Here is a 2,855-nt window from a genome sequence, read left to right on the forward strand (position 1 = left end):
ACATCTCCACCAATATTAATAATTACACTTTCTTATTTATTCTAAAAAGTTCGATATAATCGAACTTTAATATTCTAAATCATTCTATCTCATTCTTTTAGTTTTTAATAATTTCTAAGATTTATTACGGTAATCTTTACGGTAATTGCAAAAGTTCAAAAATGGATACCGTATAAATGCCAAAAATTGTAAAACCTCTAACAGATAAAGAAATTAAAGCTGCCAAACCTAAAGAAAAACAATATAAATTAAGTGATGGACAAAATTTATATTTAATTGTAAAAACTAATGGAACTAAATTTTTTAGATTTGATTTTAAATTTGAAAATAAAAGAAATTCTATGAGCTTTGGAGTTTATCCAGATATTACTCTTAGTGAAGCAAGAAAATTAAGAGATAATACAAAAGAACTTTTAAAACAAAATATTAATCCTATATTAGAAAAAAATATATCTTTAGAAGATAGTACTAACACTTTTAAAAACATATCAGAAAAATGGCTTTCTAAAATGAAAAATGAATGGGTTGATAAAACATACATTAAAGTTGAGAATGTTATTAGGAATCATGCTTATCCATACATAGGTAATAAGCTTATTGAAGATATTACAAGAACAGATATTTTAAATATTATAGATAGAATGAATACTAAAGGACTTCATGGTTCTGCTGAGAAGATGATGAGCAATTTCAATAGAATTTATAAATATGCAGTAACTTATAATTATGTAGAACATAATATAATTGCTGATATTGACAAAAAAAATATAATCGTTTCAACAAGTAATAATCATATGAGTGCAATTATAAAAGAAAATGAAATAAAAGAATTACTTGAAGATATCAATAACTTTGAAAACTTATATAAAGCCAGTATTACAACAATAGTAGCATTAAAACTGGCTCCTTATGTAGCTTTAAGACCTTATAACTTAAGAGCCTTAGAATGGAATGAAATAAATTTTGAAAAAAAAGTTATAAATATACAAGGTGAAAAAATGAAAACTAAAAAAGATTTTATTTTACCTTTGTCAAAACAAGCAATCGAAATATTAAAGATGATTGAGCCTTTTTCAGCTCACAAAAGTAAATATGTATTCCCCTCACCTGTTTCTAACTTAAAATGTTTAAGTGATGCAACACTAGGACATGCATTAAAAAAACTAGGATATCAGAATAGACATACTACGCATGGATTTAGAAGTACATTCTCAACAATAGCACACGAAAAAATAAAAGAGCATGGATTTAATAGTGATATTATTGAATCATGTTTAGCTCATGAAGAAAAAAATAAAATTAAAGCTGCATATAATAGAGCTTCAAAAATGAAATATTTTGAAGAGAAGAAAGAACTAATACAGTGGTGGGCTGATTGGTTGGATAATATTAAATTAGTTTAAAACTAATAAATAAGTATTCAATTTCCCTTATTTAAAAAAGAATTTAAAAAATTTACAATATAATTTAATAAAATAGTGTTATAAGCATCTATTTTATGGTATATTAATCTAATAAAAGATTTAAAAAATAATTTAAAAAGAATATAGATAACCTATGCTTTTTTATATAAAAAGGTTACGAATGTACACAACTCCAGTTTTACCACAATCTGAACAGTATCCTTTAAAGCAAGAGATACTTAATAAAGCAGAGCGTATCATAATTGAAAGTGCTAAGTTAACAGGAAATTTAAATATTCATATAATTAATGCAATAAAAGAAAATTTACGGACTATAAACTCTTATTACTCAAATAAAATTGAATCAGAAGGTACTCATCCTATTGATATTGAACGTGCTATGAGAAATGAATTTTCACAAGATGATAAAAAGAAAAGTATGCAACAATTGTCATTAGTACATATTGAGGTACAAAAATATTTAGAAACAACACTAGATATCTCATCTAAAGCATATTCATTAGAAAAAATACTAGAGATTCATAAAGAATTTTACAATAAAAAAGAAATGAAATATGCACTAAATATTAAAAATGGTGAGTTAGAAGTAGAAATGATACCTGGGAAACTAAGAGAAGGTTATGTACGAGTTGGAGAACATATCCCACCTCAAAGTGATGAATTAATAGCTTGCTTCAATGAATTTGAGATGTTATATAATCAATCTAGGAGCTCTACACACACAATGAAACTAATCTATGCTTTATGTTCTCATCATAGATTAACATATATACATCCATTTTATGATGGAAATGGAAGAGTATCTAGACTTTATTTAGATTACTTATTGTATCACTCTGATATCCAAGGTTATGGATTATGGAATATATCAAGAGGACTTGCTAGAAATCAAAAAGAGTATAGGAAATTTCTGTCTTTAGCAGATGAAAAGTTTAGTGGATATAATGATGGAAGAGGACCATTAACATTAAAAGGACTTGAAAACTTTTTAGAATTTATGTTAGATATTGCATTAGATCAAGTATTATTTATGAGTGAATATTTAAAATTAGATTCTATGACAACAAAGATAAAAGCTTATGTTGAGCTTTCACAAAAAAAATTAATTCGTAATGTCAATCCTCTACCAAAAAATTCAAATAAACTATTAGAGTATTTATTAGTTCATGGAGAAGTAACTAGAGGTAATGCACAAGAAATCTTAGGAGTAAGTGCACCTAAAGCCATATCTATTGTAAAAGAGTTACTAGAAGAAGATTACTTACAGACAGATAGTCCAAGAGGAAAATTAAGATTTAAATTAAATAGTAAATTATCTAACTATCTTATACCTGATTTATTTGAAAATTAAATAAATAGACCCATTCTTAAAATATACATCATAATTGAATATTAATTATAAATTTAAAAATTTTTGAAATTCTAATATCT

Annotated in this window: 2 protein-coding genes; both read left to right on the forward strand. The window is 25.1% G+C overall.

The window, feature by feature from the left end:
• Positions 1–176: 176 nt before the first annotated feature.
• Entirely contained in the window at positions 177–1,403 is a 1,227-nt protein-coding gene (locus CRV02_RS14195) for an integrase arm-type DNA-binding domain-containing protein (RefSeq protein WP_129090892.1), read from the forward strand.
• A gap of 181 nt (positions 1,404–1,584) precedes the next feature.
• Entirely contained in the window at positions 1,585–2,775 is a 1,191-nt protein-coding gene (locus tag CRV02_RS14200; protein WP_164969015.1) for a Fic family protein, read from the forward strand.
• Positions 2,776–2,855: the final 80 nt, after the last annotated feature.

The organism is Arcobacter sp. CECT 8989 (assembly GCF_004116715.1).
GTDB lineage: Bacteria > Campylobacterota > Campylobacteria > Campylobacterales > Arcobacteraceae > Halarcobacter.

What these genes read in the sequence shown, in the direction of transcription:
- CRV02_RS14195 (WP_129090892.1), top strand. Translation starts at nt 177, where the DNA reads ATGCCAAAAATTGTAAAACCTCTAACAGATAAAGAAATTAAAGCTGCC.
- CRV02_RS14200 (WP_164969015.1), top strand. Translation starts at nt 1,585, where the DNA reads ATGTACACAACTCCAGTTTTACCACAATCTGAACAGTATCCTTTAAAG.